At 68.7% G+C, this 26,664-nt stretch carries 25 protein-coding genes and 1 tRNA gene; 22 read left to right on the plus strand and 4 right to left on the minus strand.

The window, feature by feature from the left end:
• A partial coding sequence (locus FM076_RS19830) for an NAD(P)-dependent oxidoreductase (RefSeq protein ID WP_173872340.1) occupies positions 1-488 on the minus strand: 488 nt, incomplete at its 3' end.
• Positions 489-558: 70 nt separating this feature from the next.
• Here FM076_RS19830 and FM076_RS19835 point away from each other — a divergent pair.
• Positions 559-1,230: a TetR/AcrR family transcriptional regulator gene (locus FM076_RS19835; protein WP_173872341.1), complete on the plus strand. Its 672-nt coding sequence runs from the start codon at positions 559-561 to the stop codon at positions 1,228-1,230.
• A 78-nt stretch (positions 1,231-1,308) separates the two neighbouring features.
• Here the strand turns inward: FM076_RS19835 and FM076_RS19840 are convergent, their stop codons facing one another.
• The gene (locus tag FM076_RS19840) at positions 1,309-2,370 is read right to left on the minus strand and encodes an adenosine deaminase (RefSeq protein ID WP_173872342.1); all 1,062 of its coding nucleotides are present in this window, start codon (positions 2,368-2,370) and stop codon (positions 1,309-1,311) included.
• Between the two features lie 109 nt (positions 2,371-2,479).
• Positions 2,480-3,718 carry a pyridoxal phosphate-dependent aminotransferase gene (locus tag FM076_RS19845; protein WP_173872343.1) on the minus strand — a complete coding sequence of 413 codons (1,239 nt, stop codon included), beginning with the start codon at positions 3,716-3,718 and terminating at the stop codon, positions 2,480-2,482.
• A gap of 190 nt (positions 3,719-3,908) precedes the next feature.
• On the opposite strand from FM076_RS19845, the gene FM076_RS19850 reads away from it, so the two are divergent.
• The 17 genes from FM076_RS19850 to FM076_RS19930 all read left to right on the plus strand — a co-directional run bounded on the left by FM076_RS19850 (position 3,909) and on the right by FM076_RS19930 (position 24,092).
• Positions 3,909-3,981 (plus strand) — tRNA-Trp (locus tag FM076_RS19850).
• Positions 3,982-4,095: 114 nt separating this feature from the next.
• A complete protein-coding gene (gene secE / locus FM076_RS19855; RefSeq protein WP_173872344.1) occupies positions 4,096-4,380 on the plus strand; it encodes a preprotein translocase subunit SecE in 285 nt (94 codons plus the stop codon).
• Positions 4,381-4,454: 74 nt separating this feature from the next.
• A complete protein-coding gene (nusG, locus tag FM076_RS19860; protein ID WP_173872345.1) occupies positions 4,455-5,357 on the plus strand; it encodes a transcription termination/antitermination protein NusG in 903 nt (300 codons plus the stop codon).
• Positions 5,358-5,553: 196 nt separating this feature from the next.
• Complete coding sequence (gene rplK / locus FM076_RS19865; RefSeq protein WP_173872346.1) at positions 5,554-5,988, plus strand: 50S ribosomal protein L11; 435 nt, start codon at positions 5,554-5,556, stop codon at positions 5,986-5,988.
• 80 nt (positions 5,989-6,068) lie between these two features.
• Entirely contained in the window at positions 6,069-6,791 is a 723-nt protein-coding gene (rplA, locus tag FM076_RS19870; RefSeq protein ID WP_173872347.1) for a 50S ribosomal protein L1, read from the plus strand.
• 225 nt (positions 6,792-7,016) lie between these two features.
• On the plus strand, positions 7,017-7,865 hold the full coding sequence (locus FM076_RS19875) for a hypothetical protein (protein ID WP_173872348.1): 849 nt from the start codon (positions 7,017-7,019) through the stop codon (positions 7,863-7,865).
• 283 nt (positions 7,866-8,148) lie between these two features.
• Entirely contained in the window at positions 8,149-8,721 is a 573-nt protein-coding gene (rplJ, locus tag FM076_RS19880) for a 50S ribosomal protein L10 (protein ID WP_173872349.1), read from the plus strand.
• A 117-nt stretch (positions 8,722-8,838) separates the two neighbouring features.
• The gene (gene rplL, locus FM076_RS19885) at positions 8,839-9,228 is read left to right on the plus strand and encodes a 50S ribosomal protein L7/L12 (protein WP_173872350.1); all 390 of its coding nucleotides are present in this window, start codon (positions 8,839-8,841) and stop codon (positions 9,226-9,228) included.
• 530 nt (positions 9,229-9,758) lie between these two features.
• Positions 9,759-13,241 (plus strand): DNA-directed RNA polymerase subunit beta, encoded by a 3,483-nt coding sequence (rpoB, locus tag FM076_RS19890; RefSeq protein WP_173872351.1) that lies wholly within the window; start codon positions 9,759-9,761, stop codon positions 13,239-13,241.
• Between the two features lie 92 nt (positions 13,242-13,333).
• Positions 13,334-17,233: a DNA-directed RNA polymerase subunit beta' gene (locus FM076_RS19895; RefSeq protein ID WP_173874877.1), complete on the plus strand. Its 3,900-nt coding sequence runs from the start codon at positions 13,334-13,336 to the stop codon at positions 17,231-17,233.
• A gap of 212 nt (positions 17,234-17,445) precedes the next feature.
• A complete protein-coding gene (locus FM076_RS19900) occupies positions 17,446-17,916 on the plus strand; it encodes a DUF1707 and DUF4190 domain-containing protein (RefSeq protein WP_173874878.1) in 471 nt (156 codons plus the stop codon).
• A gap of 439 nt (positions 17,917-18,355) precedes the next feature.
• Complete coding sequence (rpsL, locus tag FM076_RS19905) at positions 18,356-18,727, plus strand: 30S ribosomal protein S12 (RefSeq protein WP_003948652.1); 372 nt, start codon at positions 18,356-18,358, stop codon at positions 18,725-18,727.
• A gap of 3 nt (positions 18,728-18,730) precedes the next feature.
• The gene (rpsG, locus tag FM076_RS19910) at positions 18,731-19,201 is read left to right on the plus strand and encodes a 30S ribosomal protein S7 (RefSeq protein ID WP_016473458.1); all 471 of its coding nucleotides are present in this window, start codon (positions 18,731-18,733) and stop codon (positions 19,199-19,201) included.
• Between the two features lie 39 nt (positions 19,202-19,240).
• Positions 19,241-21,367 (plus strand): elongation factor G, encoded by a 2,127-nt coding sequence (gene fusA, locus FM076_RS19915; RefSeq protein WP_173872352.1) that lies wholly within the window; start codon positions 19,241-19,243, stop codon positions 21,365-21,367.
• A 294-nt stretch (positions 21,368-21,661) separates the two neighbouring features.
• On the plus strand, positions 21,662-22,855 hold the full coding sequence (tuf, locus tag FM076_RS19920) for an elongation factor Tu (RefSeq protein ID WP_173872353.1): 1,194 nt from the start codon (positions 21,662-21,664) through the stop codon (positions 22,853-22,855).
• A 171-nt stretch (positions 22,856-23,026) separates the two neighbouring features.
• The gene (gene panD, locus FM076_RS19925) at positions 23,027-23,452 is read left to right on the plus strand and encodes an aspartate 1-decarboxylase (RefSeq protein WP_173872354.1); all 426 of its coding nucleotides are present in this window, start codon (positions 23,027-23,029) and stop codon (positions 23,450-23,452) included.
• Between the two features lie 10 nt (positions 23,453-23,462).
• Positions 23,463-24,092, plus strand: a complete 630-nt coding sequence (locus FM076_RS19930) for a hypothetical protein (protein ID WP_173872355.1) — start codon at positions 23,463-23,465, stop codon at positions 24,090-24,092.
• A gap of 188 nt (positions 24,093-24,280) precedes the next feature.
• On the opposite strand, the gene FM076_RS19935 is transcribed toward FM076_RS19930, so the two are convergent.
• The gene (locus FM076_RS19935) at positions 24,281-24,775 is read right to left on the minus strand and encodes an ATP-binding protein (protein ID WP_428814936.1); all 495 of its coding nucleotides are present in this window, start codon (positions 24,773-24,775) and stop codon (positions 24,281-24,283) included.
• A 190-nt stretch (positions 24,776-24,965) separates the two neighbouring features.
• Here FM076_RS19935 and FM076_RS19940 point away from each other — a divergent pair, with 190 nt between their 5' ends.
• The 4 genes from FM076_RS19940 to FM076_RS19955 all read left to right on the plus strand — a co-directional run bounded on the left by FM076_RS19940 (position 24,966) and on the right by FM076_RS19955 (position 26,638).
• Positions 24,966-25,811 carry a helix-turn-helix domain-containing protein gene (locus tag FM076_RS19940; RefSeq protein ID WP_173872356.1) on the plus strand — a complete coding sequence of 282 codons (846 nt, stop codon included), beginning with the start codon at positions 24,966-24,968 and terminating at the stop codon, positions 25,809-25,811.
• The gene (locus tag FM076_RS19945) at positions 25,808-26,020 is read left to right on the plus strand and encodes a DUF397 domain-containing protein (protein WP_173872357.1); all 213 of its coding nucleotides are present in this window, start codon (positions 25,808-25,810) and stop codon (positions 26,018-26,020) included. The genes FM076_RS19940 and FM076_RS19945 overlap by 4 nt, the downstream gene beginning before the upstream one ends.
• A complete protein-coding gene (locus tag FM076_RS19950) occupies positions 26,017-26,226 on the plus strand; it encodes a DUF397 domain-containing protein (protein WP_173872358.1) in 210 nt (69 codons plus the stop codon). Before FM076_RS19945 ends, FM076_RS19950 begins: the two co-directional genes overlap by 4 nt.
• Positions 26,227-26,305: 79 nt before the next feature.
• Positions 26,306-26,638, plus strand: coding sequence for a hypothetical protein (locus FM076_RS19955; protein WP_173872359.1), 333 nt, complete (start codon positions 26,306-26,308; stop codon positions 26,636-26,638).
• Positions 26,639-26,664 lie beyond the last annotated feature (26 nt).

Consider the following 26,664-nt stretch of genomic DNA (forward strand, 5'->3'; position numbering starts at 1 on the left):
TCCGTGAGGCGGGGCGGGCGCACCAGCGTCCAGGCGGGCGCGCCGGCGCGGATCTCCTCCTCCATCACGGCCAGGTCCGCGTAGACCTCCCGGTACGCGCGGCGTACCAGGGGCAGGACGACGGCGCGGTGGAACAGGCCCTCGTCGGCCGGCTGCTCGCCGACGGGGGCGGCGCTGACCGCCAGGTACCGGGGGACGCCCTCCGCCTCCAGGGCCCGCAGGATGGCGCGCGTTCCCGAGGAGGCGATGCCCGCCCCGGCGTTGGCGGGGGCGCCGAGGGCCGAGAGCGCGGCGTCGGAGCCCGCGACCAGGGGACGCAGGGCCTCGGAGTCCTCCACGTCGGCGGTGGCGACCTCCAGCGACGCGTGGCGGACCGGCAGCCGGTCCGGGTTCCGCACCACGGCCGTCACCTCGTGCCCCGTCTCCAGGGCCTGCCGAACCAGCTGCCGCCCGGTGCCTCCGGTGGCCCCGAAAACGGTGTACCGCATGCTGCCGCGCTCCTTCGTATCGGGAGGTGGGTGAGTGCTCACCCACCTGTAGTACCTTTAGGTTGGGTGAATGGCCACTCACCCGTCAACCCGATCGTCTGCCCGGTCGTCGGCCAGGCCGGGCCGGCCGACCCGCGAACGGATCCTCGACGCCGCCCACCACCTGCTGCGCACCCTCGGTCTCGCCCGCACCACCACCAAGGAGATCGCCCGGGAGGCCGGCTGCTCGGAGGCGGCCCTCTACAAGCACTTCTCCGGCAAGGAGGAGATCTTCGTGAGGGTCCTCTTCGACCGGCTGCCCCGCCTCAACCCGCTGCTGAGCGAGCTGGCCCGGGACCCCGGCGACCGCGGGCTGGAGCGCAACCTTCTCCAGGTCACCGAACACGCCGCCCTCTTCTACGAGCAGAGCGTGCCCATCGCGGCGGCCCTCTTCGCGGAGCCCGCGCTCAAACGGCGCCACTTCGAGGGCGTGCGGGAGCTGGGCGCGGGCCCCCGTACGCCGCTGCGCGCCCTCGCCGCGTACCTGCGGCACGAGCAGGCCCGCGGTGCGGTGCGGGCGGACGCCGATGTGGACGCCGCCGCCGCCCTCCTGCTGGGCGCCTGCTCACAGCGCGCGTTCCTCTACGACTTCGCGGGCGGCGAGCGCCCCGAACAGCCCCTGGACGCCTTCGTACGGGGCCTGGTGCGCACCCTCCTGCACGGGCTGGCCCCGACCGCCGGCGGTGGTGCGGACGGGCGCTGAGCGGGCCGGCCGCAAAGCGATGCCGGGGGTCAGCGCCGAGCGGTGCCAGGGGGCGTCAGCGCCGAACGGTGCCGGGGGTCAGCGCTGAGCGGGCTCGGCCGCCAGCCAGGTGTCGATGTCGGCCAGGATCTCGTCCCGCACGTGCTGCGGCATCGAGGCGCCGCGTACGGACTGGCGCGCCAGCTCGGCCAGTTCGGCGTCCGAGAAGCCGTGCGCCCGGCGCACCAGCTCGTACTGCGCGGCCAGCCGGGAGCCGAACAGCAGCGGGTCGTCGGCGCCCAGCGCCATCGGCACCCCCGCCTCCCACAGCGTCCGCACCGGCACGTCCTCGGGCTTGTCGTAGACGCCCAGTGCCACGTTCGAGGCGGGGCAGACCTCGCAGGTGACCCGCCGTTCGGCCAGCCGGGCCAGCAGCCAGTGGTCCTCGGCGGCGCGCACGCCGTGGCCGATCCGGGAGGCGCGCAGATCGTCCAGGCAGTCGCGTACGCTGCCCGGCCCCGACAGCTCGCCCCCGTGCGGCGCCGCGAGCAGCCCGCCCTCCCGCGCGATGGTGAAGGCGCGGTCGAAATCCCTCGCGAAGCCGCGCCGTTCGTCGTTGGAGAGGCCGAAGCCGACGATGCCCCGGTCCTTGTAGCGCACCGCGAGCCGCGCGAGGGTACGGGCGTCCAGCGGGTGCTTCATCCGGTTCGCCGCCACCACCACGCGCATGCCGAGACCGGTGTCGCGGGAAGCCGTCTCGACCGCGTCGAGGATGATCTCCAGCGCGGGCGTCAGCCCGCCGAGCCGGGGCGCGTACGAGGTCGGGTCGACCTGGATCTCCAGCCAGCGCGAGCCGTCCCGCACGTCCTCCTGGGCGGCCTCCCGCACCAGCCGCTGGATGTCCTCCGGCTCCCGCAGACAGGACCGCGCGATGTCGTACAGCCGCTGGAAGCGGAACCAGCCGCGCTCGTCCGTGGCCCGCAGCTTCGGGGGCTCGCCGCCGCTGAGCGCGTCCGGCAGGTGCACGCCGTACTTGTCGGCCAGTTCGAGCAGGGTGGAGGGGCGCATCGACCCCGTGAAGTGCAGGTGCAGATGGGCCTTCGGCAGTGTGCGCAGGTCCCGCTCCCCGGAAGAGTGCAACATCCCAAGATCCTGCCGCATGGGGGCGCCGGGCAGGTAGCCGGTTCCCGGGAAGGGGATGGCCCGAAAGCGTGAGCGGGCCCCGGGACGGCACCCGGGGCCCGCTCGTACGTCCGCTCGTCCGGCCGTCTCAGTCCCGCGCCTCGGCCAGCAGCTTCTGGATGCGGGAGACGCCCTCCACCAGGTCCTCGTCGCCCAGTGCGTAGGACAGCCGCAGGTAGCCGGGGGTGCCGAAGGCCTCGCCCGGGACGACCGCGACCTCGACCTCCTCCAGGATCAGCGCGGCCAGCTCGACGCTGGTGGCAGGCCGCTTGCCGCGGATGTCCTTGCCCAGCAGCCGCTTCACCGACGGGTAGGCGTAGAAGGCGCCCTCGGGCTCCGGGCACACCACGCCGTCGATCTCGTTGAGCATCCGCACGATGGTGCGGCGGCGCCGGTCGAAGGCCTCGCGCATCTCGGCGACGGCGTCCAGATCACCGGAGACGGCGGCCAGCGCGGCTGCCTGCGAGACGTTGCTGACGTTGGAAGTGGCGTGCGACTGGAGGTTCGTCGCGGCCTTCACCACGTCCTGCGGGCCGATGACCCAGCCCACGCGCCAGCCGGTCATGGCGTATGTCTTGGCAACACCGTTGACGATCACGCACGTGTCGCGCAGCTCGGGCACCACCACCGGCAGCGAGGTGAACTCGGCGTCGCCGTAGACCAGGTGCTCGTAGATCTCGTCGGTGAGCACCCACAGCCCCTTCTCCAGCGCCCAGCGGCCGATCTCCTCCACCTGGGCGCGCGGGTAGACGGCGCCGGTCGGGTTGGAGGGGGAGACGAACAGCAGCACCTTCGTCTTCTCGGTGCGCGCGGCCTCCAACTGCTCGACCGTCACCCGGTATCCGGTCGTCTCGTCCGCGGTCACCTCGACGGGGACACCGCCCGCCAGCCGGATCGACTCCGGGTAGGTGGTCCAGTACGGAGCGGGCACGATGACCTCGTCGCCCGGGTCGAGGAGGGCGGCGAACGCCTCGTAGATGGCCTGCTTGCCGCCGTTGGTGACCAGCACCTGGGACGCCTCGATCCGGTAGCCGGAGTCGCGGAGGGTCTTGTCGGCGATGGCGGACTTCAGTTCGGGCAGTCCGCCCGCGGGGGAGTAGCGGTGGTTCTTCGGGTCGCGCGCGGCGGCCACGGCGGCCTCGACGATGTAGTCGGGCGTGGGGAAGTCCGGCTCACCGGCGCCGAAGCCGATCACGGGGCGCCCGGCGGCCTTCAGCGCCTTGGCCTTGGCGTCCACGGCCAGCGTCGCGGACTCGGAGATCGCGCTGATACGGGCCGACAGGCGGCGCTCGGACGGGGACTGTGCAGGGGGAGTCGCTGCGGTCATACAGGGCATGTTCGCAGACCCGGTACGCCCGGGGCACGGGGGTTCACGGCCGTCGGAGCCGTTCGTGTTCGACGCTGGGCCGTCGAGCACGTACACTCACACGTCGTTGGCCTTCGACCACCACTCACAGCGCGTGTCCGACGCGCACCCCATGCGACGGCGTGGATGCGGTAGGTTGAGGGAGAACCAAAGGGTCGTAGCTCAATTGGTAGAGCACTGGTCTCCAAAACCAGCGGTTGGGGGTTCGAGTCCCTCCGGCCCTGCTACACACACGTCGCCAAGGTGTGTGCGTGCGTACGTACTACAAGCACTGAATTGCACCGCCGTGCGGCCGGGCCGGACGCCGCAGGGCAACGACCCGGATCAGGTGAGGACGAGTGACGGAGATCACGGATACCACCGAGGTCCCCGAGCCCGGAGGGTCGTCCGAGGGCAAGCGGAAGCCCCGTAAGGGCGGAAAGCGGGCGAAGAAGGGACCTCTGGCCCGGCTCGCCCTGTTCTACCGCCAGATCATCGCGGAGCTCCGCAAGGTCGTCTGGCCGACGCGGCAGCAGCTCTCCACGTACACGAGCGTGGTGATCGTCTTCGTCGTCATCATCATCGCCTTGGTGTTCGTGATTGACTATGGGTTGACCGAAGTCATGAAATACGTCTTCGGCTGACCCGCCCGCGCGAAGCCCCCTCCGCGGGGCTTTCCGCATGTTCGACCCCTTGAAGCCAGGAAGAAGCAGCCACCGTGTCTGAGCCGAACATGAACGATGCCGTCGAGCCCGAACAGGGTGACGACACGGCGCGCGACATCGTCGAGGCAGCGGACAGCAGCGTCGACCGGGCGGAAGCCGCCGAGGCCGCTGCCGGTGAGCCCGCCGAGGAGGCCGCTGTCCGCGACGAGGCCGACGCCGAGGAGGCCGTCGAGGACGACGCGGCCGAGGCTGTCGAGGCCGCCGAGGACACGGACGCCGAGGGCGGAGAGGCTGGCGGCGAGGAGGCCGCCGGGGGCGAGGAGGAGCAGGTCGACCCCGTCGCCCAGCTCCGCGAGGAACTGCGCCACCTGCCCGGCGAGTGGTACGTGATCCACACCTACGCGGGCTACGAGAAGCGCGTGAAGGCCAACCTGGAGCAGCGCGCCGTCTCGCTGAACGTCGAGGACTTCATCTACCAGGCCGAGGTCCCCGAGGAAGAGATCGTCCAGATCAAGAACGGCGAGCGCAAGAACGTCCGGCAGAACAAGCTGCCCGGTTACGTGCTGGTGCGGATGGACCTGACGAACGAGTCCTGGGGCGTCGTGCGCAACACCCCCGGTGTCACCGGTTTCGTCGGCAACGCCTACGACCCGTACCCGCTCACCCTCGACGAGATCGTCAAGATGCTCGCCCCCGAGGCCGAGGAGAAGGCCGCCAAGGCCGCCGCGGCCGACGAGGAGGGCAAGCCCGCCGGCGGTCCCGGCCGCAAGGTCGAGGTCCAGGTGCTCGACTTCGAGGTCGGCGACTCGGTCACCGTCACCGACGGCCCCTTCGCCACCCTCCAGGCGACCATCAACGAGATCAACGCCGACTCGAAGAAGGTCAAGGGCCTCGTCGAGATCTTCGGCCGCGAGACCCCGGTCGAGCTGAGCTTCGACCAGATCCAGAAGAACTGACCCCGCCGCGTCCGCTCCGCCCACGGGGCGAGGGCGGCGGGCGACCCCAGCTTCCGGACAGGTCAGGAAGGGCTCAGGCCCTTCCTGACCTGCTCGGTTTCAAGCCGCGGAACGGTACGGGCTATCGTTGTGCGGTATGCCTCCGCCCGGGTGAAGGGTGGGGGAGAGTCGCAACTCACCAGGACCCGGAGAGAACATGCCTCCCAAGAAGAAGAAGGTCGCGGGGCTGATCAAGCTCCAGATCCAGGCCGGCGCCGCCAACCCGGCTCCGCCCGTCGGCCCGGCGCTGGGTCAGCACGGCGTCAACATCATGGAGTTCTGCAAGGCCTACAACGCCGCGACCGAGTCGCAGCGCGGCTGGGTCATCCCGGTGGAGATCACGGTCTACGAGGACCGCTCCTTCACCTTCATCACCAAGACGCCGCCGGCCGCCAAGATGATCCTCAAGGCCGCGGGCGTGGAGAAGGGCTCCGGCACCCCGCACACCGTCAAGGTCGCCAAGATCACCCGCGACCAGGTGCGCGAGATCGCCACCACCAAGATGCCCGACCTCAACGCGAACGACCTGGACCAGGCGGAGAAGATCATCGCCGGTACCGCCCGTTCCATGGGTGTGACCGTCGAGGGCTGACGCCCCCGGCACCGCACCGAACCACCGTGGGAGGGCCAGGCGCTGGCCCGCACCACGACTCCACACCACCAGGAGCAGCAGTGAAGCGCAGCAAGAACCTCCGCGAGGCGGAAGCGAAGATCGACAGGGCGCGGCTGTACGCGCCGCTGGAGGCCGTCCGCCTCGCCAAGGAGACCGCGACGAAGAAGTTCGACTCGACCGTCGAGGTCGCCATGCGTCTGGGTGTCGACCCGCGCAAGGCCGACCAGATGGTCCGCGGCACCGTCAACCTCCCGCACGGCACCGGTAAGACCGCCCGGGTCCTGGTCTTCGCGACCGGCGACCGTGCTGCGGCTGCGGAGGCCGCGGGTGCCGACATCGTCGGCTCCGACGAACTGATCGAAGAGGTGGCCGGCGGCCGCCTCGACTTCGACGCCGTCGTCGCCACCCCGGACCTGATGGGCAAGGTCGGCCGCCTCGGCCGCGTGCTCGGTCCGCGTGGTCTGATGCCGAACCCGAAGACCGGCACCGTCACCCCCGATGTGGCGAAGGCCGTGAACGACATCAAGGGCGGCAAGATCGAGTTCCGCGTCGACAAGCACGCCAACCTGCACTTCATCATCGGCAAGGCGTCCTTCGGCGAGCAGCAGCTCGTGGAGAACTACGCCGCCGCCCTTGAGGAGATCACCAGGCTGAAGCCCGCCGCGGCGAAGGGCCGGTACATCAAGAAGGCCACCTTCACCACCACGATGGGCCCCGGCGTCCCGGTCGACCCGAACCGCACCCGCAACCTCCTCGCCGAGGAGGACCCGGCCGCGGTCTGATCCGCGACCGGCCCGCAGGCGCCCGGCGGCCGGTGCCCGCTCCACCAGGGAGCGGGCACCGGCCGCCGCTGTTGTGCGCTCCGGCCCCGGCCGGCGCCGCACCGGAGGACCCGGCTCTGCGGGGGTGGAACCCGTCCCGCCGCCGCCGGCGTCCTCGCTCTTGCATAAGGTGCCGGTAAAAGAGCGGGCCACTCACGCCCGCGCCGAAACACGAGGGGGAGTCCCATGCGGAAGACCCGGATGGCGGCCGTCGCTGCGGGTGCGGCGCTGATAGCCGGTCTGACGGCCTGCGGCAGCGAGAAGGCCGACGGGGGCGGTGACGACGCGAAGGGCGGCGGCTCGCCCGTACAGGGTGCCCTGGCGGCCCTGAAGAAGGCGTCGACGGCCACCGACAAGCAGAACTCCGCGGTCGCCGACGGCGTCCAGACGATGACGCTGGAGGGCAAGCCCGTCACCAGCAAGATGAAGGGCAGCTTCGACTGGTCGTCCGGTGGGATGCAGGGCCAGGCGGACATCACCACCAACGGCACCCCGACCGAGGCCCGCTATCTGTCCGACGCCATGTACTCGAAGATGGCGCAGCCGGTGCAGGGCAAGCAGTGGCTCAAGGTCGACTACGAGGCCATGGCCAAGAAGAACGCCACCGGTGCCCTGCTCAAGGACCAGCTGCAGAACAACAACCCGGCGCGTTCGGTGCAGCTCCTGCTGGCCAGCGGCAAGGTGAAGTCGGCCGGTACCGAGACCGTGCGCGGCCAGAAGGCGACCCGCTACACCGGCACCCTCACCCTCTCCGAGCTGGTGCGCATGCAGTCCAAGGACCTCAAGGAGTCCGAGAAGCAGGCGCTGGAGCAGCAGTTCAAGCAGAACGGCATGGAGTCGGAGAAGATCGATCTGTGGATCGGTGAGGGCGACCTGCTCGTCAAGAAGTGCGAGGTCGCCAAGGGCACCAAGTCGAGCACGGAGAACACGGTCTACTACTCGGACTACGGCACCAAGGTGGACGTGAGCCCTCCGCCGGCCTCGCAGACCCTGGACTCCACCGAGCTGGGCTCGGGCGCGGGCGGCCTGGGCTGACCTCGGGCGCCGGCGGGCCCGGGGGCGGATTTGGCGCTTCCGGGCCCGTTCGCGTACTCTCGACCCGAAGCCAAAGACCGCTGGTCGTCGTCGTGCGCGTACAGAGCGCCGGCGGCCGAAGGATCCGCTCGCTGCGGGCGACCCGCGCAGGTGATTGAGGAAGCCACTCCCGTCGTGCTGTGTGCACGCCGGTCGAGTCACGCCCCATGCGCCTGCGCTGGGGCGTTCGTTGTGTTCAGCCCCTTCCGAGCGGTCCTCATCACCCGGAAGGAGGCCGAGGCTCATGGCGAGGGAACAGGTCGCGCCTGACAAGATCGCAGCCGTCGACGAGATCACGGGCAAGTTCCGTGACTCGAACGCCGCTGTGGTCACCGCGTACACCGGACTCTCCGTGGCCCAGCTCAAGGAGCTGCGCCGTGCGCTCGGTGAGAACGCTCAGTACCGAGTGGTGAAGAACACGCTGACCAAGATCGCGGCCAAGGAGGCCGGGATCGACGAGCTGGACGAGTTCCTCACGGGCTCTTCGGCTGTCGCCTTCGTGACCGGTGACCCGGTCGAGGCGGCGAAGGGTCTTCGTGACTTCGCCAAGGAGAACCCCGCCCTCGTGATCAAGGGCGGCATCGTCGACGGCGCGCTGTACGGCGCCGACGACCTCAACAAGCTCGCGGACCTCGAGTCCCGCGAGGTGCTGCTCGCCAAGCTGGCCGGTGGCATGAAGGCGTCCATGGCCAAGGCCGCGGCGACCTTCCAGGCCCCGCTCTCGAAGTTCGTCCGCACCGCGGACGCGCTTCGCAGCAAGGTCGAAGAGCAGGGCGGTGCCGACACCACGGCTCCCGCCGAGGCCGAGGCCGAGTAACCGCTTCGGCGCCCTGGGCGCCGCACCGGTGACTCACCGCACTCGGTCGCAGCGGGCCGTGAGCCCGCCGACACATCGATACGGCACCAGCCGACTTAAGTGGAAGGATCCGCAACCATGGCGAAGCTCAGCCAGGACGAACTGCTTGCCCAGTTCGAGGAGATGACCCTCATCGAGCTGTCGGACTTCGTGAAGAAGTTCGAGGAGAAGTTCGACGTCGAGGCCGCTGCCCCGGCCGCCGCCGTCGTCCAGGCCCCGGGTGGTGGCGGCGCCGCCGCCGAGGCCGAGCCGGAGAAGGACGAGTTCGACGTCATCCTCACCGGCGCCGGCGACAAGAAGATCCAGGTCATCAAGGTCGTGCGCGAGCTGACCTCCCTGGGTCTGAAGGAGGCCAAGGAGCTGGTGGACAGCACCCCGAAGCCGGTCCTCGAGAAGGTCGCCAAGGACGCCGCCGACAAGGCCAAGGAGTCCCTCGAGGGCGCCGGCGCCTCCGTCGAGGTCAAGTGACCCTGACTTACCGGGCCACCGGCTCGCCGAGTCATCGCGTTACACCGTCCGCCACCCCGCTGGGGTAGGCGGGCAACGGAAGGGCGATCACCCAGACGGGTGGTCGCCCTTCCGCGTTGCTGGACGGTCGCCTCACCAGGGGGCGACGCCGGGTATGGTGATCTTCGTTGCTCCTGGGGGCCTTGACGAACGGCACACAGCGCGCAATTCTCGGGACGCGTCGTCACATCGATCCGGTATCCGAGGCATGGATCGAGGGCGAAGCGGGAAGTGTTGCGGCAGACAGGAAGCACCGCAGCCGAGCGGGTCCGTCCCGGCGAATCGAGGCCGCCGGGGACGGGGGCGGAACGAGAAGAACAATCGCAGGAGGTGGAGACCGGGGCGTGAGCCGGTTTCCCGTCATCCTTTCTGGACATCAGTGGGTCTTGTGGCTACACTGACCCTTTGCGCTGCCTATTAGCTGCCCCCTGCCCGTCACCAGGGGCGCCGGTATGCGTGTAGAGAGTCCGAGCCCTCGGAAGGACCCCCTCTTGGCCGCCTCGCGCACTGCCTCGACTGCCAATTCGAACAACGGCGCCAGCACTGCCCCGCTGCGTATCTCTTTTGCGAAGATCAAGGAGCCCCTCGAGGTTCCGAACCTGCTCGCGCTCCAGACCGAGAGCTTCGACTGGCTGCTCGGCAACGACGCCTGGAAGGAACGCGTCGAGGCCGCGCTGGAGAGTGGACAGGACGTCCCCACCAAGTCCGGTCTGGAAGAGATCTTCGAGGAGATCTCCCCGATCGAGGACTTCTCCGGGTCGATGTCGCTGACCTTCCGCGACCACCGCTTCGAGCCCCCCAAGAACTCGATCGACGAGTGCAAGGAGCGTGACTTCACCTACGCCGCTCCCCTCTTCGTCACCGCCGAGTTCACCAACAACGAGACCGGCGAGATCAAGTCCCAGACGGTCTTCATGGGCGACTTCCCGCTCATGACCGACAAGGGCACCTTCGTGATCAACGGCACCGAGCGTGTCGTCGTCACGCAGCTCGTGCGCTCGCCGGGTGTCTACTTCGACTCCTCCATCGACAAGACGTCCGACAAGGACATCTACTCCGCCAAGGTCATCCCCTCCCGCGGTGCCTGGCTGGAGATGGAGATCGACAAGCGCGACATGGTCGGTGTCCGTATCGACCGCAAGCGCAAGCAGTCGGTGACCGTGCTGCTCAAGGCGCTCGGGTGGACGAACGAGCAGATCCTCGAGGAGTTCGGCCAGTACGAGTCGATGCGCGCCACCCTGGAGAAGGACCACACCCAGGGTCAGGACGACGCGCTGCTGGACATCTACCGCAAGCTGCGTCCGGGCGAGCCCCCGACCCGCGAGGCCGCGCAGACGCTGCTGGAGAACCTCTACTTCAACCCGAAGCGCTACGACCTGGCCAAGGTCGGCCGGTACAAGATCAACAAGAAGCTCGGCGGCCACGAGCCGCTGGACTCCGGCGTGCTCACCACCGCCGACATCATCGCCACGATCAAGTACCTGGTGAAGCTGCACGCGGGCGAGACCGAGTCGACCTCCGCCGAGGGCGACACGATCGTCATCGAGACCGACGACATCGACCACTTCGGCAACCGCCGTCTGCGCAACGTCGGCGAGCTGATCCAGAACCAGGTCCGTACCGGTCTGGCGCGTATGGAGCGGGTCGTCCGCGAGCGGATGACCACGCAGGACGTCGAGGCGATCACGCCGCAGACGCTGATCAACATCCGGCCGGTCGTCGCCTCCATCAAGGAGTTCTTCGGCACCAGCCAGCTCTCCCAGTTCATGGACCAGACGAACCCGATCTCGGGTCTCACCCACAAGCGCCGCCTCAACGCGCTGGGCCCGGGTGGTCTGAGCCGTGAGCGGGCCGGCTTCGAGGTCCGTGACGTGCACCCCTCGCACTACGGCCGGATGTGCCCGATCGAGACGCCGGAAGGCCCGAACATCGGTCTGATCGGCTCGCTCGCCTCCTACGGCCGCGTCAACCCCTTCGGCTTCGTCGAGACGCCGTACCGCAAGGTCGTCGACGGCACCGTCACCGACGAGGTGCACTACCTCACGGCGGACGAAGAGGACCGCTTCGTGATCGCCCAGGCGAACGCGCCGCTCACCGACGAGATGCGGTTCGCCGAGGACCGGGTGCTGGTCCGCCGCCGCGGCGGCGAGGTCGACCTGATCCCGGGCGACGACGTGGACTACATGGACGTCTCGCCGCGCCAGATGGTGTCGGTCGCGACCGCCATGATCCCCTTCCTGGAGCACGACGACGCCAACCGCGCCCTGATGGGGTCGAACATGATGCGGCAGGCCGTGCCGCTCATCAAGGCCGAGGCGCCGCTGGTCGGCACCGGCATGGAGTACCGCTGCGCGGTCGACGCCGGCGACGTCATCAAGGCCGAGAAGGACGGTGTCGTCCAGGAGGTCTCCGCCGACTACATCACGGTGGCCAACGACGACGGCACGTACACCACCTACCGTGTCGCCAAGTTCACCCGCTCCAACCAGGGCACCTCCTTCAACCAGAAGGTGCTCGTGGACGAGGGCGCCCGCGTCATCGAGGGCCAGGTGCTGGCCGACGGCCCGTCCACCGACGAGGGTGAGATGGCGCTCGGCAAGAACCTGCTCGTGGCCTTCATGCCGTGGGAGGGCTACAACTACGAGGACGCGATCATCCTCTCCCAGCGTCTGGTGCAGGACGATGTCCTCTCCTCGATCCACATCGAGGAGCACGAGGTCGACGCCCGCGACACCAAGCTGGGCCCGGAGGAGATCACCCGGGACATCCCGAACGTCTCCGAGGAGGTCCTGGCCGACCTCGACGAGCGCGGCATCATCCGCATCGGCGCCGAGGTCGAGGCGGGCGACATCCTGGTCGGCAAGGTCACCCCGAAGGGCGAGACCGAGCTGACCCCCGAGGAGCGGCTGCTGCGCGCGATCTTCGGTGAGAAGGCGCGCGAGGTCCGTGACACCTCGCTGAAGGTGCCGCACGGCGAGACCGGCAAGGTCATCGGCGTCCGCGTCTTCGACCGCGAGGAGGGCGACGAGCTGCCCCCGGGCGTCAACCAGCTGGTGCGCGTCTACGTGGCGCAGAAGCGCAAGATCACCGACGGTGACAAGCTCGCCGGCCGCCACGGCAACAAGGGCGTCATCTCCAAGATCCTGCCGGTCGAGGACATGCCGTTCCTGGAGGACGGCACCCCGGTCGACATCATCCTCAACCCGCTGGGTGTCCCCTCCCGGATGAACCCCGGCCAGGTCCTGGAGATCCACCTGGGCTGGCTGGCCTCCCAGGGCTGGAAGGTCGAGGGCTCCGAGGAGTGGATGCAGCGCCTCAAGGCGATCGGCGCCGACGAGGTCGCCCCGCGGACCAATGTGGCGACGCCGGTCTTCGACGGTGCCCGCGAGGACGAGATCGCGGGTCTGTTCGAGGCCACGCTGCCGAACCGGGACGGCGACCGCATGGTGCAGCCCTCCGGCAAGGCCCGGCTGTTCGACGGCCGCTCCGGCGAGCCGTTCCCGGACCCGATCTCGGTCGGGTACATGTACATCCTCAAGCTGCACCACCTGGTCGACGACAAGCTGCACGCCCGCTCGACCGGCCCGTACAGCATGATCACCCAGCAGCCGCTGGGTGGTAAGGCCCAGTTCGGTGGCCAGCGCTTCGGTGAGATGGAGGTGTGGGCCCTGGAGGCGTACGGCGCCGCGTACGCGCTGCAGGAGCTGCTCACCATCAAGTCCGACGACGTCACCGGACGCGTGAAGGTCTACGAGGCCATCGTCAAGGGCGAGAACATCCCCGAGCCGGGGATCCCCGAGTCCTTCAAGGTGCTCATCAAGGAGATGCAGTCGCTCTGCCTCAACGTGGAGGTGCTGTCCTCGGACGGCATGTCCATCGAGATGCGCGACACCGACGAGGACGTCTTCCGCGCCGCGGAGGAGCTCGGAATCGACCTGTCCCGGCGCGAGCCGAGCAGCGTCGAAGAGGTCTGACGGAGTCGGCCGGGGCGCTGACCCCGCGTCCCGGCCCTCCCCGCGACCCCGTTCAGACCATTGACATACGACCCTGAGAGGGATTGACGAGAGTGCTCGACGTCAACTTCTTCGACGAACTGCGAATCGGCCTTGCCACCGCTGACGACATCCGCCAGTGGTCGCACGGCGAGGTCAAGAAGCCGGAGACCATCAACTACCGCACCCTCAAGCCCGAGAAGGACGGACTCTTCTGCGAGAAGATCTTCGGCCCGACCCGGGACTGGGAGTGCTACTGCGGCAAGTACAAGCGCGTCCGCTTCAAGGGCATCATCTGTGAGCGCTGCGGTGTCGAGGTGACCCGCGCCAAGGTGCGCCGTGAGCGGATGGGCCACATCGAGCTGGCCGCGCCCGTCACCCACATCTGGTACTTCAAGGGCGTCCCCTCCCGGCTGGGCTACCTGCTCGACCTGGCGCCGAAGGACCTGGAGAAGGTCATCTACTTCGCGGCGTACATGATCACGTACGTCGACGAGGAGCGCCGCCAGCGCGACCTGCCCTCCCTGGAGGCGCACGTCGGCGTGGAGCGCCAGCAGATCGAGCAGCGCCGCGACGCCGATCTGGAGGCCCGCGCCAAGAAGCAGGAGAGCGACCTGGCCGAGCTGGAGGCCGAGGGCGCCAAGGCGGATGTGCGCCGCAAGGTGCGCGAGGGCGCCGAGCGCGAGATGAAGCAGATCCGCGACCGCGCCCAGCGCGAGCTGGACCGCCTCGACGAGGTGTGGAACCGCTTCAAGAACCTCAAGGTGCAGGACCTGGAGGGCGACGAGCTGCTCTACCGCGAGCTGCGCGACCGCTTCGGGACCTACTTCGACGGCTCCATGGGCGCCGCTGCCCTGCAGAAGCGCCTGGAGACCTTCGACCTGGAGGAGGAGGCGGAGAAGCTCCGCGAGGTCATCCGCACCGGCAAGGGCCAGAAGAAGACCCGTGCGCTGAAGCGGCTGAAGGTCGTCTCCGCGTTCCTGCAGACCAGCAACAGCCCCAAGGGCATGGTGCTCGACTGCGTGCCGGTCATCCCGCCGGACCTGCGTCCGATGGTGCAGCTGGACGGCGGCCGCTTCGCGACCTCCGACCTGAACGACCTGTACCGGCGTGTCATCAACCGGAACAACCGTCTGAAGCGGCTGCTCGACCTCGGTGCGCCCGAGATCATCGTGAACAACGAGAAGCGGATGCTCCAGGAGGCCGTGGACGCGCTGTTCGACAACGGCCGCCGCGGCCGTCCGGTCACCGGTCCCGGCAACCGTCCGCTCAAGTCGCTGTCCGACATGCTCAAGGGCAAGCAGGGCCGCTTCCGGCAGAACCTGCTGGGCAAGCGCGTCGACTACTCGGCCCGTTCCGTGATCGTCGTCGGCCCGCAGCTGAAGCTGCACCAGTGCGGTCTGCCCAAGGCGATGGCGCTGGAGCTGTTCAAGCCGTTCGTGATGAAGCGCCTGGTCGACCTGAACCACGCGCAGAACATCAAGAGCGCCAAGCGCATGGTCGAGCGCGGCCGCACCGTGGTGTACGACGTCCTCGAAGAGGTCATCGCCGAGCACCCGGTGCTGCTGAACCGCGCGCCGACGCTGCACCGCCTCGGCATCCAGGCCTTCGAGCCGCAGCTGGTCGAGGGCAAGGCCATTCAGATCCACCCGCTCGTGTGCACCGCGTTCAACGCGGACTTCGACGGCGACCAGATGGCCGTGCACCTGCCGCTGTCCGCGGAGGCGCAGGCCGAGGCCCGCATCCTGATGCTGTCCTCGAACAACATCCTCAAGCCGGCCGACGGCCGGCCGGTGACGATGCCGACGCAGGACATGGTCCTGGGCCTGTTCTTCCTCACCACGGACGAGGAGCAGCGGGAGACCAAGGGCGACGGCCGGTCGTTCAACTCCACCGCGGAAGCGATCATGGCGTTCGACGCCGGGGAGCTGTCGCTCCAGGCGAAGGTCGACATCCGCTTCCCGGCCGGTACGGTCCCGCCGCTGGGCTGGACCCCGCCGGCGCCGGAGGAGGGGGAGCCGGAGTGGCAGCCCGGTGACCCGTTCCGGCTGCGCACCTCGCTGGGCCGCGCGCTCTTCAACGAGCTGCTGCCCGAGGAGTACCCGTTCGTCGACTACACCGTGGGCAAGAAGCAGCTCTCCCAGATCGTCAACGACCTGGCCGAGCGCTACCCCAAGGTGACGGTGGCCGCGGCGCTGGACAACCTGAAGTCGGCCGGTTACTACTGGGCGACCCGCTCGGGTGTGACCATCGCGATCTCGGACGTCGTCGTCCCGGACGCCAAGCCTCAGATCATCGCCGGTTACGAGGCGCAGGACGAGAAGGTCCAGAAGCAGTACGAGCGCGGTCTGATCACCAAGGACGAGCGCACGCAGGAGCTCATCGCCATCTGGACCAAGGCGACGAACGACGTCTCCGAGGCGATGAACGAGAACTTCCCGAAGACGAACCCGATCTTCATGATGGTGGACTCGGGCGCCCGAGGGAACATGATGCAGATGCGTCAGATCGCCGGTATGCGCGGTCTGGTGTCGAACGCGAAGAACGAGACCATCCCGCGGCCCATCAAGGCGTCCTTCCGCGAGGGTCTCTCCGTGCTGGAGTACTTCATCTCCACGCACGGTGCCCGCAAGGGTCTCGCCGACACCGCCCTGCGTACCGCGGACTCGGGTTACCTCACCCGTCGTCTGGTCGACGTCTCGCAGGACGTGATCATCCGCGAGGAGGACTGCGGCACCGACCGCGGCCTCAAGCTGAGGATCGCCTCCAAGGGCGCCGACGGCGTGCTGCGCAAGGCGGAGGACGTCGAGACCAGCGTGTACGCGCGCTGCCTCGCCGAGGACATCGTCGTCGACGGCATGGTGCTGGCCCCGGCCGGTACCGACCTGGGCGACGTGCTCATCGACGAGCTGGTCCGGCACGGTGTGGAGACCGTCAAGACGCGCTCCATCCTCACCTGCGAGTCGCAGGTGGGCACCTGCGCCATGTGCTACGGACGCTCGCTGGCCACCGGCAAGCTGGTCGACATCGGCGAGGCCGTCGGAATCATCGCCGCCCAGTCGATCGGTGAGCCCGGCACCCAGCTGACGATGCGTACCTTCCACACCGGTGGTGTGGCCGGTGACGACATCACGCAGGGTCTGCCGCGTGTGGTCGAGCTGTTCGAGGCCCGTACGCCCAAGGGCGTGGCGCCGATCTCCGAGTCGGCAGGCCGGGTCCGTATCGAGGAGACGGAGAAGACCAAGAAGGTCATCGTCACCCCGGACGACGGCTCGGACGAGACCTCCTACAGCGTCTCCAAGCGCGCCCGCCTGCTGGTGAGCGAGGGCGACCACGTCGCCGTCGGCCAGAAGCTGACCGTCGGTACGGAGAACCCGCACGACGTGCTCCGCATCCTGGGCCAGCGCGCGGTGCAGGTGCACCTGGTGGGCGAGGTCCAGAAGGTCTACAACAACCAGGGCGTGTCGATCCACGACAAGCACATCGAGATCATCATCCGGCAGATGCTGCGCCGCGTGACGATCATCGAGTCGGGCGACGCCGAGCTGCTGCCCGGCGAGCTGGTGGAGCGCACCAAGTTCGAGTCGGAGAACCGGCGCGTGGTGCAGGAGGGCGGCCAGCCGGCCTCCGGCCGTCCGCAGCTCATGGGCATCACCAAGGCGTCGCTGGCCACCGAGTCGTGGCTGTCGGCGGCGTCCTTCCAGGAGACGACCAGGGTCCTGACCGACGCGGCGATCAACGCCAAGTCGGACTCCCTGATCGGCCTCAAGGAGAACGTCATCATCGGTAAGCTCATCCCGGCCGGTACGGGCCTGTCCCGCTACCGCAACATCCGGGTGGAGCCCACCGAGGAGGCGAAGGCCGCGATGTACTCGGCCGTCGGTTACGACGACATCGACTACTCGCCCTTCGGCACCGGCTCCGGCCAGGCGGTCCCGCTGGAGGACTACGACTACGGTCCGTACAACGCCTGAGGGCCTGGCGCCTGACGGCGGACGTGCACGGGGCGGTCACCGCGACGGTGGCCGCCCCGTGGCGTGTTCCGGGGCGGGTGAACCGGGCCCGGCGCGGCCCGCGTCATGGATGATGGAGGAACGGCAAGCGAGCTGGGAGGTGGGGGACAGTGGCGTTCGGACCGTGGAATCCCGAGGGGGTACCGAGCCGGGGTGAACAGCAGGTGGGCGCGATGCGGGCCTCGCACGCGGACCGGGAGCGGGCGATCGACGTCCTCAAGGCCGGCTTCAGCGAGGGCCGGCTCGGCCAGGCCGAGTACGAGCAGCGGCTGACGCGGGCCACGCACGCGCAGACCTACGCCGAGCTGAACGTACTCCTCGCGGACCTGCCGCAGGGCCCCGTCCCGATGCCGCCGGCGCAGCAGGCGCCGCCGGCCTACCAGCCGGTGCCGCGCACGTTTCTGCCGACGCCGCCCCCGAAGACGAACGGGACGGCTGTCGGCGCGCTGATCTGCGGAATCCTGACGCCGATGTACGGGATCACGGCGATCCCCGCGGTGATCCTCGGGCATGTGGCGAAGTCGCAGATCCGCCGGAGCGGGGAGGACGGCGCGGGCTTCGCGACGGCGGGGCTGGTGCTGGGCTGGCTGGCCATCGGGGCCGTTCTGGCGTTCATCCTCGCGGTGGTCGTGGCGTCGTCCTGACCGAGTGGCCGAGCGGCTTCCGTACGCGCTACGGGCGGTCGTGAGCGCTCGGCGGAAGGGTCCGGAGGGGGCCGGGGCCGGGGTGCCGCGCGGGCCTGCTGGAGAGCTGTACTCCGGTTGCCGTACGGCGCTCTTCTTCTCCCAGGTCGGGGACGCTATGGTGGCGGGTCTTCAGCGTTTTGACCGCAGCCGGTGAGGTCGGTACCCTCGTTCTCTGTGCCTGGGGTGTCCCCTGCGCTGTTGTCCCCCGCGAGAGCGGTCACGGTCCGCGCAGCCGGTGACACCGGGATCTGCGAGCTTCTCGGCATGGAGAAGTTTTCCGCCCGCAGCAGGGATCTCCCTCAGCGGGGGCCCGCAGTCTTCGACACACCCGACCTCGTGGGTCGGGCGTGGCCCGGGTTAGCTTTACCGAGACTGGCACACAGAAACCGGAGAAACGGTGCCTACGATCCAGCAGCTGGTCCGCAAGGGCCGGCAGGACAAGGTCGAGAAGAACAAGACGCCCGCACTCGAGGGTTCCCCCCAGCGCCGCGGCGTCTGCACGCGCGTGTTCACGACCACCCCGAAGAAGCCGAACTCGGCCCTGCGCAAGGTCGCCCGTGTGCGCCTGACCAGCGGGATCGAGGTGACCGCCTACATTCCGGGTGAGGGTCACAACCTGCAGGAGCACTCCATCGTGCTCGTGCGCGGTGGCCGTGTGAAGGACCTGCCGGGTGTTCGCTACAAGATCATCCGGGGCTCCCTCGACACGCAGGGCGTCAAGAACCGCAAGCAGGCTCGCAGCCGCTACGGCGCCAAGAAGGAGAAGTAAGCAATGCCTCGTAAGGGCCCTGCCCCGAAGCGCCCGGTCATCATCGACCCGGTCTACGGTTCTCCTCTGGTGACCTCCCTCATCAACAAGGTGCTGCTGAACGGCAAGCGCTCCACCGCCGAGCGCATCGTCTACGGCGCCATGGAGGGGCTGCGCGAGAAGACCGGCAACGACCCGGTCATCACGCTCAAGCGCGCGCTGGAGAACGTCAAGCCGACCCTCGAGGTCCGCTCCCGCCGTGTCGGTGGCGCCACCTACCAGGTTCCGGTCGAGGTCCGCCCCGGCCGTTCCTCCACGCTCGCGCTGCGCTGGATCGTGGGCTACGCCCGCGCCCGCCGCGAGAAGACCATGACCGAGCGCCTGATGAACGAGCTGCTCGACGCCTCCAACGGGCTCGGCGCCGCCGTCAAGAAGCGCGAGGACACCCACAAGATGGCCGAGTCCAACAAGGCCTTCGCGCACTACCGCTGGTAGTCGCTTTCCCCATCGAGACCGAGAGAAGACTGAAGCCTTATGGCTACCACTTCACTTGACCTGGCCAAGGTCCGCAACATCGGGATCATGGCCCACATCGACGCGGGCAAGACGACGACGACCGAGCGGATCCTCTTCTACACCGGTCGCAGCTACAAGATCGGTGAGGTCCACGACGGCGCCGCCACGATGGACTGGATGGAGCAGGAGCAGGAGCGCGGCATCACCATCACGTCGGCCGCGACGACCACTCACTGGCCGCTCAACGGCGTCGACTACACCATCAACATCATCGACACCCCGGGTCACGTCGACTTCACCTCCGAGGTGGAGCGCTCCCTGCGCGTGCTCGACGGCGCGGTGACGGTGTTCGACGGCGTGGCCGGCGTCGAGCCCCAGTCGGAGAACGTCTGGCGGCAGGCCGACCGGTATGGCGTACCGCGCATCTGCTTCGTCAACAAGCTGGACCGCACCGGCGCCGAGTTCCACCGCTGCGTCGACATGATCAGCGACCGCCTGGGCGCGATTCCGCTGGTCATGCAGCTCCCGATCGGTGCGGAGGCCGACTTCAAGGGCGTCGTCGACCTGGTGGCGATGAAGGCCCTCGTCTGGTCGCCCGAGGCGAAGATGGGCGAGATGTACGACACCGTCGACATCCCGGACACCCACGCCGAGGCGGCCGAGGAGTGGCGCGGCAAGCTGCTGGAGGCCGTCGCGGAGAACGACGAGGAGATGATGGAGCTGTACCTGGAGGGCCAGGAGCCCTCCGAGGAGCAGCTCATCGCGGCGATCCGCCGTATCACCCTCGCCTCCACCGGCGCCGAGGGCGGCACCACCACGGTCACCCCGGTCTTCTGCGGTACCGCGTTCAAGAACAAGGGCGTGCAGCCGCTGCTCGACGCGATCTGCCGGTACCTGCCGGCGCCGCTCGACGTCGAGGCGATCGAGGGCCAGGACCCGAAGGACGCCGAGAAGGTCATCGCGCGCAAGCCCTCCGAGGAGGAGCCGATGTCGGCGCTGGCATTCAAGATCGCCAGCGACCCGCACCTCGGCAAGCTCACCTTCATCCGGGTCTACTCCGGCCGGATGTACACCGGCGCCCAGGTGCTGAACCCGGTGAAGGGCCGCAAGGAGCGGATCGGCAAGATCTACCGGATGCACGCGAACAAGCGTGAGGAGATCGAGTCGGTGGGTGCCGGCGACATCGTCGCCGTCATGGGTCTGAAGCAGACCACCACCGGTGAGACCCTCTGCGACGCGTCGGACCCGGTGATCCTGGAGTCGATGGAGTTCCCGACCCCGGTCATCGAGGTCGCCATCGAGCCCAAGTCGAAGGCCGACCAGGAGAAGCTCAGCGTCGCGATCCAGCGGCTGTCCGAGGAAGACCCCACCTTCCAGGTCAAGAGCGACGAGGAGACCGGCCAGACCATCATCGCCGGCATGGGCGAGCTTCAGCTCGATGTGATGGTCGACCGGATGAAGCGTGAGTTCCGCGTCGAGGCCAACATCGGCAAGCCGCAGGTCGCCTACCGTGAGACGCTGCGCAAGAAGGTCGAGAAGGTCGACTACACCCACAAGAAGCAGACGGGTGGTTCCGGTCAGTTCGGCCGCGTGATCATCGATGTCGAGCCGCTTGAGGGCGACGGCTACGAGTTCGAGAACAAGGTCACCGGTGGCCGTATCCCGCGGGAGTACATCCCGTCCGTGGACGCGGGCTGCCAGGAGGCCATGGAGTTCGGCATCCTGGCGGGCTACCCGCTCACGGGTGTCAAGGTGACGCTGCTCGACGGCGCCTACCACGACGTGGACTCGTCCGAGATGGCCTTCAAGATCGCCGGTTCCATGGCCTTCAAGGAGGCCGCCCGCAAGGCCAGCCCGGCCCTGCTGGAGCCGCTGATGAAGGTCGAGGTCACCACGCCCGAGGAGTACATGGGCGATGTGATCGGCGACCTGAACTCCCGGCGCGGACAGATCCAGTCCATGGACGACCGTGCGGGCGCCAAGCTCGTGACGGCTCTGGTCCCGCTGTCGGAGATGTTCGGTTACATCGGGGACCTGCGCAGCAAGACCTCCGGTCGCGCCAACTTCTCCATGCAGTTCGACTCTTACGGCGAGGTTCCGAAGAGCGTCGCCGAGGAGATCATCGCGAAGGCCAAGGGCGAGTAAGGCTGAGACCAGGCACTCGTCCGGGGGCGAGCGGGGTACCCGCGCTCACCCCTTAGGCTGGAGCGAAGGCATTCGGGGCACTCCGGTATCAATCGCCCGGTTGGCAGCATGGTCCGGTTCACGCCGGACCATGCGGTCACCGGTGCGGCTGTGCCGGGGGTGTCCCGTCCGCCGGCCCACCCAAGCGAACAGGTCAAGGGCATCCCCCTCGGGGTCCTGACCGGTTCGGCAGACCACCTGAGACCCTCCGCAAAATGTGGAGGGTGTACAGCACCAGTCCACAGGAGGACCCCAGTGGCGAAGGCGAAGTTCGAGCGGACTAAGCCGCACGTCAACATCGGCACCATCGGTCACATCGACCACGGCAAGACCACTCTTACCGCGGCGATCACCAAGGTGCTGCACGACAAGTTCCCGGACCTGAACGAGGCGTCGGCGTTCGAGAACATCGACAAGGCGCCCGAGGAGCGTCAGCGCGGTATCACCATCTCCATCGCGCACGTCGAATACCAGACGGAGAACCGTCACTACGCCCACGTCGACTGCCCGGGTCACGCGGACTACATCAAGAACATGATCACCGGTGCCGCCCAGATGGACGGCGCCATCCTCGTGGTCGCCGCCACCGACGGCCCGATGCCGCAGACCAAGGAGCACGTGCTCCTGGCCCGCCAGGTCGGCGTTCCGTACATCGTCGTCGCCCTGAACAAGGCCGACATGGTGGACGACGAGGAGATCATGGAGCTCGTCGAGCTCGAGGTCCGTGAGCTGCTCTCCGAGTACGAGTTCCCGGGCGACGAGGTTCCGGTCGTCAAGGTCTCCGCGCTCAAGGCCCTCGAGGGCGACGAGAAGTGGGCGGAGTCCGTTGTCGAGCTGATGAACGCCGTGGACGAGGCGATCCCGGCTCCGGAGCGCGACACCGACAAGCCGTTCCTCATGCCGATCGAGGACGTTTTCACCATCACCGGTCGCGGTACGGTCGTCACCGGCCGTATCGAGCGCGGTGTGCTGAAGGTCAACGAGAACGTCGACATCATCGGCATCAAGGAAGAGAAGACCTCGACCACCGTCACCGGTATCGAGATGTTCCGCAAGCTCCTTGACGAGGGCCAGGCCGGTGAGAACGTCGGTCTGCTGCTCCGCGGCATCAAGCGCGAGGACGTCGAGCGCGGCCAGGTCATCATCAAGCCGGGCTCGGTCACCCCGCACACCGAGTTCGAGGCCCAGGCCTACATCCTGTCGAAGGACGAGGGTGGTCGCCACACCCCGTTCTTCAACAACTACCGCCCGCAGTTCTACTTCCGTACGACGGACGTCACCGGCGTCGTCTCGCTGCCCGAGGGCACCGAGATGGTCATGCCCGGCGACAACACCGAGATGACTGTTCAGCTCATCCAGCCCGTCGCCATGGAGGAGGGCCTCAAGTTCGCCATCCGTGAGGGTGGCCGGACCGTGGGCGCCGGCCAGGTCACCAAGATCATCAAGTGACCTCGCCAGCCTGAGTCCCTTCGCGGGGCGCCGGCTTCGAGAGGGCCCGTACGGCATCACGCCGTACGGGCCCTCTCTCTGTGTCACCCCTCGGCCCTACCATGGCTGTGCCGGCGCGCACCCGCCGCTCGCGGGGCGCGACCCTTCTCATCCGTACGGAGTGACGCTGCGATGCGCTTGCGCACCATGTTCAAGTCCAAGATCCACCGCGCCACGGTCACCCAGGCCGACCTGCACTACGTGGGATCGGTGACCATCGACGCCGCGCTGATGGAGGCGGCGGACCTGCTGCCGGGGGAGTTGGTGCACCTCGTGGATGTGACCAACGGGGCCCGGCTGGAGACCTATGTCATCGAGGGGGAGCGGGGGAGCGGGGTCCTCGGCATCAACGGGGCGGCGGCCCATCTCGTCCACCCCGGGGACCTGGTGATCGTGATCAGCTACGCCCAGGTGGACGAGCGGGAGGCGCGCTCGATGGTGCCGCGCGTGGTGCACGTGGACGCCGGCAACCGGATCGTGGCGCTGGGCGCCGACGCGGGCGAGCCGGTGCCGGGCTCGTCCGAGGAGCGGGCCCCGCACGCGGTGGCCCGTAGCTGAGCGGCGTCCCATGGGTGTGGACCTCAGCCTGCTGGCCGCCGACTGGGCCTGGCTGGGCCGCTTCCCGCCGGGCGAGCGGGTGGCACGGCTGCGCGCGGCCTGGTACGCGGACGAGACGGGGCTGTGGGGCCTGGAGACCCCGGACCCGCCCGAGGGCGCGTGGACCTGGCCGCGGGGCCCGCACGAGGGACGGTTCGCCGTCTACGAGTTCCGGGGGACCCTCGGCTCGTACAAGCCGCACTTCTGGGCCTGCGAGCGCTGGGAGTCCTGCCGGGCGCACGCGGAGCCGGCCCTCCGCGCCGAGGTGGACGCGCTGCTGGGCAGGGTCGTGTGGCAGGGGACGACGGGGGAGCGGGAGCACGTCGACGCCGGCTTCCTCGCTCCCGGGGCCGGGGAAGCCCCCTCCAGGGTGCTGCTCGCCCTGACCCCGGACACCGTCCACGACCTGGCGGAACGGTGGCAGCGGCTGCGCCCTTGCCTCGGCGGACTCCGCGAGACGTACACGGCCCATGTCGAGGCCGTCCCGGACGGGGCATGGATCGTGGATTTCGCGGAGTTCGCCACCCTGGTGGAGGACTGGGGGCGGGTCCTGGAGGAGGCCGCCGGGTGGGGGTGGTGTGTGGTGGGGCTGGGTGAGTGAGGACCGGGGCGGGGGTGAGGGTGGCGCCTGGGTGCCGGTTGTTGACTCGAAGCGCGGTTCATGCCGGAGCCTGGCCGCTCCCGGACCTCGAAGACCCCGGACCTCGAAGACCCCGGACCTCCAAGAAGCCACCCATGCCCTGACGGGACGATCGGCCTCGGCGGCCCGTCGGGCGTCCGCACCCAGCGCTACCGCGATGTGCGCCGCAACCCGGCGGTGGACTCCGCGCGTGGCGCCAGCGCGATGTCGGCCCACACCGTCTTGCAGGGAAACGGCCCCTGCCGGACGCCCCACCGTTCGGACAGCGCCTCGACGAGGACGAGCCCGCGGCCCGTCTCCGACTCGTCGTCCACGGGCGGCTGTCGCGGTCCGGTGTCCGTGTCCGGTGCCCTCTCGCCGAGGGCGTCCGTCACCTCGATCCGCAGTACGCCGGGTGCGGGCAGGACCAGCCGCAGCCGGAAGCTGCGGCCCGGTACATGTCCGTGCAGCGCCGCGTTGGAGGCCAGTTCGGCCACGACGTGTGCGGCGGTCTGTGTCGGCAGCCCGCGCGAGGCCAGCTCGGCAACGGTCATCAGCCGCGCGAGACGCGCTCCGCGCCGGGTGGACGACAGCAGTACCGCCAGCAGCGGTGTGCTGCTGGACGGGCAGATGTCTGGTCGGGTTTCGGTGATCTTCTGGCTCACGTCACCCAGCGTGGTCGCCCATGTGCGCACTGGGTAGGCGTCGGACTCCAACGATCCGCAACCGTCCGGGGTGCGGGGGCAAAGAGTACGGGCAGTACGGCGTAACCGGAGTGCTTTTGCGGATTCTGTGACATGCGGCTTGTACGTGTCCGTACGGTGCTGCGTACGGAATGCGACAAAGGCGGTACGCATGGCTGAGAACGACGGTGACGAGTGGGACGGGCAGGGCGTCGAGGACGACTCCAGCGCGGTGATGCGGGCGGTCAGCCGGCAGATCCGGCTGTGGCGCGAGGCGGCCGGAATGACCCAGGTCGAGCTGGGCAGTGCCATCGGGTACGGCGAGGAGATGGTGTCCGCCGTCGAGCGCGGAAAGCGCCTCGCCAGCGCGGAGTTCCTCGACAATGCCGATCCCGTGCTGGGCGCGGGCGGCAAGATCTCCGCGATGAAGGAGGACGTCAAGCAAGCCAGGTACCCGAAGAAGGTTCGGGACCTGGCGAAGCTGGAGGCGAAGGCTGTCGAGCGTGGCGCCTACGGTGACCACAACATCGATGGGCTCTTGCAGACGGAGGAGTACGCGCGTGCGCTGTATGCCATGCGGCGCCCCGCCTTCAGCGAGGAAGAGATCGACCGGTACGTGGCCGGTCGGGTGGGGCGCCAGGAGATCTTCGAGCGTCGTCCGGCGCCCATGATGACATTCGTGCAGGAAGAAGTGACGCTACGCAGGCCGATCGGCGGCACAATGGTGCATCGACGGCAACTCGAACACCTGCTGGAGATTGCGCAGTTGCGTCACGTGGTCATCCAGGTGATGCCGACGGCGTGTGAGGAGCATGCAGGCATGGGTGGGCACTTCCAAGTCCTCAAGCTCCAGTCCGGCGAGGCCGTTGGCCACTGGGAGTCCCAGGTTGGCAACCGCCTGGTCTGGGACCCTAAACAGGTTCAAGTACTGGAGATGCGCTATGGGATCATCCGGTCCCAGGCACTCACACCGCGTGAGTCGTTGGCCCTCATCGAGAAGGTACTGGCGGAAACATGACTTTGAAGCACACCGTTGAAGACAGCGCTGCGCTGGAGTGGACGAAGAGCAGCTACAGCAGCAATGAAGGCCCGGCGTGCGTCGAGGTCGCTGCCACGCCCGGCGCGGTGCACGTCCGCGACTCCAAGAACGTGACGGGGCCTCGACTCGCGTTCGCGGCCGACACGTGGGCCGATTTCCTCTCGTCCGGGATGGTGGAGGAGGTATGACGCTGAGGCCGGCCGCCGGAGGCGGCACCGCCGCGTTGGAGTGGGTCAAGAGCAGTTACAGCAGCAATGAAGGCCCGGAGTGCGTCGAGGTCGCTGCCACGCCCGGCACGGTGCACGTCCGTGACTCCAAGAACAAGCCGGGTCCGCAGCTCGCTGTCACCGCGTCCACCTGGGCTGCCTTCGTGACGTACGCCGCGACCCGCTGACGTGATCAGAGGAGGGCCCCCGCCGACCAGGCGGGGGCGCCGCCGGGGCACCCCGCCGACAACGTCACCCCCTTGGGCGGTGACGTCTTCTCCGACCCTTATCGGCGCGGGCCTGCTCGGCGTAGGGGCCGTCTCGCACATCGTCGGACTGGTGCGCCATGGCCTGCACCCGTACGACTGGGCCCCTGCCTGGCTCAACCTCTACTGGTCCGCGCCGGCCGTTCTCGACCCGCTCGCCGCCGTCCTTCTGCTACGGCGTCAACGGTCGGGCCTGGACCTGGCCTGCGTCATCACGGCGACCGACCCGGCCGCCACCTGGTACGCGGTCCACAGCATCCAGCACAGCGGGTTCCTCGCCCAGCCCGGTCTCCAACACCTCACGGCCTTCGGCGCGTTCGTACGTTGTCACTGACTGAGGTGGGCCTCTCCCGTGCCCCC

The organism is Streptomyces albus subsp. chlorinus (genome assembly GCF_013302895.1).
Lineage (GTDB): Bacteria > Actinomycetota > Actinomycetes > Streptomycetales > Streptomycetaceae > Streptomyces > Streptomyces chlorinus.